Annotated in this window: 4 protein-coding genes and 4 tRNA genes; 6 read left to right on the forward strand and 2 right to left on the reverse strand. The window is 38.0% G+C overall.

Annotation, left to right across the window (positions count from 1 at the left end; all coding sequences use genetic code 11):
• Positions 1-23 precede the first annotated feature (23 nt).
• Together B3D47_RS05310 and B3D47_RS05315 are read right to left on the reverse strand one after the other, a co-directional pair.
• Entirely contained in the window at positions 24-1,088 is a 1,065-nt protein-coding gene (locus tag B3D47_RS05310) for a hypothetical protein (protein ID WP_180184260.1), read from the reverse strand.
• Positions 1,089-1,619: 531 nt separating this feature from the next.
• Positions 1,620-2,495 carry an ATP-binding protein gene (locus tag B3D47_RS05315; protein ID WP_286860391.1) on the reverse strand — a complete coding sequence of 292 codons (876 nt, stop codon included), beginning with the start codon at positions 2,493-2,495 and terminating at the stop codon, positions 1,620-1,622.
• Between the two features lie 191 nt (positions 2,496-2,686).
• On the opposite strand from B3D47_RS05315, the gene B3D47_RS05320 reads away from it, so the two are divergent.
• The 6 genes from B3D47_RS05320 (at position 2,687) to B3D47_RS05345 (ending at position 5,986) form a co-directional block, all read left to right on the forward strand.
• Positions 2,687-4,204: a DUF3336 domain-containing protein gene (locus B3D47_RS05320; RefSeq protein WP_108675923.1), complete on the forward strand. Its 1,518-nt coding sequence runs from the start codon at positions 2,687-2,689 to the stop codon at positions 4,202-4,204.
• Positions 4,205-4,253: 49 nt separating this feature from the next.
• On the forward strand, positions 4,254-4,997 hold the full coding sequence (locus tag B3D47_RS05325) for a protein kinase domain-containing protein (protein ID WP_286860393.1): 744 nt from the start codon (positions 4,254-4,256) through the stop codon (positions 4,995-4,997).
• Between the two features lie 107 nt (positions 4,998-5,104).
• Positions 5,105-5,189: transfer RNA gene (locus tag B3D47_RS05330), tRNA-Leu, on the forward strand.
• Positions 5,190-5,224: 35 nt separating this feature from the next.
• A tRNA-Trp gene (locus B3D47_RS05335) sits at positions 5,225-5,298 on the forward strand.
• A 39-nt stretch (positions 5,299-5,337) separates the two neighbouring features.
• Positions 5,338-5,422 (forward strand) — tRNA-Leu (locus B3D47_RS05340).
• Between the two features lie 478 nt (positions 5,423-5,900).
• Positions 5,901-5,986: transfer RNA gene (locus B3D47_RS05345), tRNA-Leu, on the forward strand.
• The last annotated feature ends 323 nt before the right edge of the window (positions 5,987-6,309 follow it).

Genomic DNA, 6,309 nt, shown 5'->3' on the forward strand with positions numbered 1-6,309 from the left:
CCATTTGATGAGGTTTTTTACAGTTATTTACCAATAATATTGGACCAAAGAATATCATCTACTTTTCCATTAGCGAGATACACTCCAGCTTTTAATGATTGCGGGGAGTCTTGGCTAATCCTGGTGATTAGCCGCGAGTTAAATAAGCCTTTTTGATGCGTTATGCTGACACTACCTTGCTCAGGCAAATGATGATAATTATTTGCCACTGTTTCCTTCATGATAAATGGAGTAGAACCTGTATCGAAACTAAAGGTATATCTGAAAGTGGCGTCTAAAGGTTGACCGATCACAGTACCCTTTGAATTTAAGGTTCGTATACCATGACTATCGTTGCCAAAGTCATCAACTAAACTAAAGGAATAATCTTTTAATTGTAAATACTCGCGGCTTTCAGCATTATAAATATCACCTTCTGGCAATTTATTGCTATCTGTTTTTACACGCTGGAAGCTCAGATTGGAAATATTGTAATTACGCTCTTGACCTGTGTCTGATTTAGAAGACGTATATTGAATCGAGCCAGAGATCAAATATTGATCTTTCAAACTAAAATCCAAGTTATGTCCATAGCGTACATTGTCAAAAGAAACGGTGGTTGTATCACCATCGCTAATTTGTGTGATTTTAGAACCTGCTACAAATGTCTTGTCCAGAACAATGCAAGTTGCTTTGTTCGGCTTTAAGGTTAGTGTCTTGATATTACCATTTGTTGTAACTTCAGCACATGTTAAATTACCAATCTTGATACTGCTTACTCCAAGATTATAAATCTGCACAGCACGTCCTGTACGACCAAGGGGATAATCAGCAAAAATTTCTCCCACCATATGGGCTAAGGCTTCATTATAGTTATGTGCAAGTTCGCTGGTACCTTCCTGGCCGGTAAGTTTATCTTTGATTTTATCAAGTAAGTCATATTCAGTGAAAGGAACAAAGTCATCAGGTATTTCTGGTGAAATTGCTTCTGGTAAATTTTCTGGCAAGTTGGCTGCTGGTGTCTTACTGCTACTGCTTCCACCGCCGCCGCATGCAATTAATAGAGTACTTAACAGTGCTACGCCACTCACTTTGAATCGAAGTGTCATGATTATTCCCTCAATATCTATTTTAAAATTTATGTAAATAGATGGTATTTTTCTTGATATCTCACTTTTAAGACATAGTGGTTTTTTAAATTCTAAAGTAACAACTACATCTCAAATTCATGGAAATTATGCATGATTATTGTAGGTTTACAATTTTGGATAATTAGGATGAAAAGAGTTAATCTTTTGATTATTAATAAGATTAACTTTATGAAATAATTTTTTTATTTAGAGTAAATACTCTAAATATTTTTAATAAACAATTACCTAAGTGCTCATATCCACTTTAGAAGTAAAATGAATTTATTAATAATTTGAAAAAGTTAATGGAGAAATAATGGTAAAATTCAATGTATTTATTTTGTATTTATTTGTTTTATTGTGTAAGTTTATAAAGTGTGTTTAAAAGATAGAAAATCATAAAATTATTTTATATTTGAATGATTTTTGTAATTATTTTAAAGCTCAGTTTTGTTGAAAATATTTACATAGTGAAACAAAACCGAGCTGATATTTTTTTAATTAAGTCAATTAATTTAAAGTTTTAAGCTGCTGCGAACCAATCCAGTGCTTTGAAAACTGATAAGCGGAACGACCTGAACGTTGACCTCGACCCTGGCACCAACGCAAAGCTTCAGCACGGGCTTCTGTAGTCAATTCCATTTCTGCCTTCTCAAGGTAATGCTCTACAATTTCCAGATAAAGATTTTGATCCATCGGATAGAAAGATAGCCACATACCAAAACGGTCTGATAAAGAAATTTTCTCTTCGATCGCTTCTTGAGGATGTAATTCGGTATATTGTGGAACATCTACTTTAGTAACGGGCGTATTTTCATGCATAAACTCTGGCAGTAAATGACGACGGTTACTGGTTGCATAAATCACAAAATTACTGGAACCGGATTGCAATGAACCATCTAATACACTTTTTAAACTACGGTAATTTTCATCTTCGGCATTAAAGGCCAGGTCATCACAATAAACAATGAACTTTTCCGGACGGTCGGCAATGAGTTTCTGGATTTCGGGCAAATCTGATAAATCATCACGTTCAATTTCAATCAGACGTAAGCCTTGATCAGCATATTCAGTGAGCAGGGCACGAACAATAGAGGACTTACCTGTACCACGCGAACCGGTGAGCAGTACATCATTGGCAGGCAGGTTATTTAGAAACTGTAAGGTATTCTGAATTACTTTCTCTTTTTGCTTTTCAATTCCTTTCAAATCAGCCAGTTGAATCACTCTCAGCTTATGAATTGGTTTGAGTTGGCCATCTTGCCATTTGTAGGCATAAGCAGAGAAATCCGGTACGGTTTTAACTTCCGGCAGGCTTTGCTGAAGCTGCTGAAGGACAGTAGAAAGGGCATTTAAAATATGGTCGGGTAAATCAATTGTAGCCATGATCTCAGATTACGCATTTAAATTATGCTCATGATACTACCATTGCAAAAAAAGCAGTCAAAGCTAGAAAAATGTTATAATTTGCCCAAGAAAGGAGATTTTTCGCTATTGTCCCGCACGTATGATCTGCCTAATTTAAGTATGTGACAGATCTTGTAGCAGCAAAAATAAACATAAGGATCACGCATAGCATGTTGTTAACAGATTTTACTCATCAGATTAATCCTCATCAAGCTTATCGCATCAAGAAATTAAAGCAACAATTGCAGACTGCGGAAACTTATGAGGAGTGGAAATGCATTGCGTTAAAACTGGATGAAGAATCAGGTGCGCAGGAATGGAAGCTTGATAATTCTTCCGATTATTTTGATGCAGAAGTGATCTCTCATCGTTTGGGTAAACTTCGACGATACCGTCTGCAAAAGCGTACTCGTGATTTGATGCATATCTTGCGAGAAGGGCTCAGTTATGACATTGCCAATATCGCGCATCCTTTATTATTTATAGAAACGTATGTTGGCACTAAAAAAATTATTGAAGATTATGTTGAAGAAGTAAGTAAAGGACTGGCTTATATCGCTTCGCAAGAATGTGAATGTCTGACGCTCGAAGAAAAAATAGAATATTTTGAACGTTGCCAGCGTGCTTATGGTCAGCCAGCACTGATGTTTTCTGGCGGTTCAACGCTGGGACTATTTCATACTGGTGTGTGTAAGGCGTTAATGGAACAGGATTTGATGCCGAAAGTGGTATCAGGCTCGAGTGCTGGTGCCATCATGACGGCCATGTTGGGGGTATCCAAGCCATCTGAATATCCAGATATTCTTCAGGGACATAATTTCTTTAATGAGGCCTTTCATTTTCGAAATTTTCGTGAGTTGATGAAGGGTAATGGTGGTCTGGCAGATGTAAAATACCTAAAAAAATTCCTGATTGAAAATTTAGGTAATCTCACTTTTGATGAAGCCCTTAAAAAATCAGGCTTACATATTAATGTCGCCGTTGCACCTTATGATGCGACTCAAGATGCACGGATTATGAATGCTTATACTGCACCGGATCTATTGGTTTGGAGTGCAGTACTCGCATCCTGTGCTGTACCGATTTTATTTCCACCTGTGCGTCTGACCAGTAAGCGCAATGATGGCAAATTCACACCCTATATGTCCTCGACACGTTGGGTCGATGGTAGTGTACGCAGTGATTTCCCACAGGAGAAAATGGCACGGCTGTATAATATTAACTATACCATCGCCAGTCAGGTGAATCCGCACATTGTGCCTTTCATGCAGGACGATGCAGCCCGATTCCGTAAGGACATGCTGAGCTGGCCGCAACGAATTGCACGACGCCAAGGCAAGGTGTTTGCCAAAGGCATGATGGACTTTACCCGTGAGCGGGTGGGAAGTGTACCGCCTGTACGCCGTTTGCTGGATCATGGTTATGGTGTAGTCGATCAGCGTTATTATGGTGATGTGAATATTGTCGGCAAATATGGTCTGCGTCATTATACTTATATGTTGCAAAACCCACGGCCATACCTGTTTAAAATCCTGCAACGTGAAGGTGAACGTGCCACCTGGCCGAAAATTTCCATGATTGAAACCCAGGAGCGGGTAGGAAAAACCATACAGCATTGTCTGGAACTTTTAACCTATCAACATGCACCTGAACAGCAGAAAGAAGAATATATTCCAGTTGATATCTAGTCATGACCTAAACCGAATAAAGTTTGAACTCAACACAAAGCCGCGAAGTTTGGCTTTTGGCCGTCGGCTCTATAAAGGCAGCTTGGATGGAGAAATTTACTGGCTTAAGGTGCAGCAGCAACATTCGACTGTATATAGTCAGCGTGGTTTTAAAAATGAATTCGGTTTTTATCAAAATTTATCTAATAATTTACTAGCCAAATTTCTGGCGCCGCATTTACTGATTAATTCAGAGATCACTATTGGTGGTGAAACTTTTCAACAGGGCATCTTGCTACAGGATTGTCCTTCTCATTTTGCGATTGATCCGGCTAATTTAAGCGTGTCTGATATTCAGAAACATTTGCTTGCAGCCTTGGATGCTGTGATGCAACTATATCAATGTGGCTATCTCCATCATGATTTAAAAGCAGAACATTTTGTCCAGTGCAAAGGGCAGGTCTGTCTGATTGATTTTGAACAGGTACATCGAATCTCGGATGAATCACCTCGAACATTAGATGCAACACCACGTTATATGGCGCCAGAATTATTTCACGCCGAAGCAAAAACGATTCAATCGGATATTTATGCATTAGGAATCATCTGGCTGGAATGGTTAAGTCAGACACGACTTAATGCTGGAAATTATGAGGACTGGGCTTATCTACACTGTCAACGATTGGAAATTAATCTTCCAGAAAAATTTAGGTTTTTTAAAACTGTGTTAAAAGGCATGCTTGCTCGGCATAAGTCGGCCAGGGTTGCTGATTTTGAAGAGATCAAAGCTGCTTTATTAACTGTAATCGACTGATAAAAATACAAAAATCAATACTTTGTTTTTTATTTAATCAAATGATAAGCGTTTTATGAAAAAGTTCTTGTCAGGCTAAAATGATCTCTATAATATACACAGCCATCGGGGACGTGGCGAAATTGGTAGACGCACTGGATTTAGGTTCCAGCGCCGCGAGGTGTGAGAGTTCGAGTCTCTCCGTCCCCACCAAATTTACTTATGAGAATGAGTAGAGATGGTCGAGTAGAGGATTGGTGTAATGGTAGCATGACGGTCTCCAAAACCGTTCGTCAAGGTTCGAATCCTTGATCCTCTGCCATTAAAGTTTGAGAAATCCAGCGATAAGTTGGTACCCGATGGGGACGTGGCGAAATTGGTAGACGCACTGGATTTAGGTTCCAGCGCCGCGAGGTGTGAGAGTTCGAGTCTCTCCGTCCCCACCACTCAAAAGAGACAAGGTTGATGCCTTGTTTTTTTTCGCCTGAAATTTAACGGCAAGCTTTCCTCTCTGATTCGATCTTTGAAAAAAATATACGGTTCTTTTAAAGTCTATATCAATCATCTAGAAAAAAGCCAAACAGTTTAATGCATAAAAAGATAGTTCTTGCTCACTTGGAGATAGAAAAGGGTAGCCAGTTTTTATAAAGAATCCTGTTGGTAAAAAGAGCCAAGATTTATTGTGTTTTTTAAATTAATAATGCTTGGCCATGTGTATTATTATTTATGTAAGCGCACTCACAATGAGTCAATTGAAAAAATCTGAATGAATAAAAGTTTTTGGATCAAATTGTTTTTAATTTTTTAAATCTGACAATCAAAATGCCTGGATGATTTAATTGCTTAATTTTTGATTAAATAAGGCTTTATTGCTTATTTAAGCGCTTGTCAATAAAGCTTGATCTCTATAATATACAGTTCAGCGGGGATATGGCGGAATTGGTAGACGCACTGTGTTCAGGTCGCAGCGCCTTCTAGGCGTGAGAGTTCGAGTCTCTCTATCCCCACCAAATTTAAAAAAACAAGGTTGAATACCTTGTTTTTTTTTGCCTGCAATTTGGCAGAGTAGATGAATGAGTCTTTATTAGACCAAGTGATTGGAATTGAAACTATAAGGAAACCTTTGATTCACTATATTTAAGTAAACGAGCAGAGGAGACAGAAAAATGATTGCAATGAATCGATTTATAGAAAAAGAATAAAAATGATGCATTTCTCTGTATTAATTTGATGAAAAATAAAAAAATAGATTTAACTGCTTAATTTATAGCAGATTAGACTCTAATTGCCTGTAAAGTGGCTTGTCAAAGGGAAATGATCTCTATAATATACA

Source organism: Acinetobacter sp. UBA3461, from assembly GCF_002381195.1.
GTDB lineage: Bacteria > Pseudomonadota > Gammaproteobacteria > Pseudomonadales > Moraxellaceae > Acinetobacter > Acinetobacter schindleri.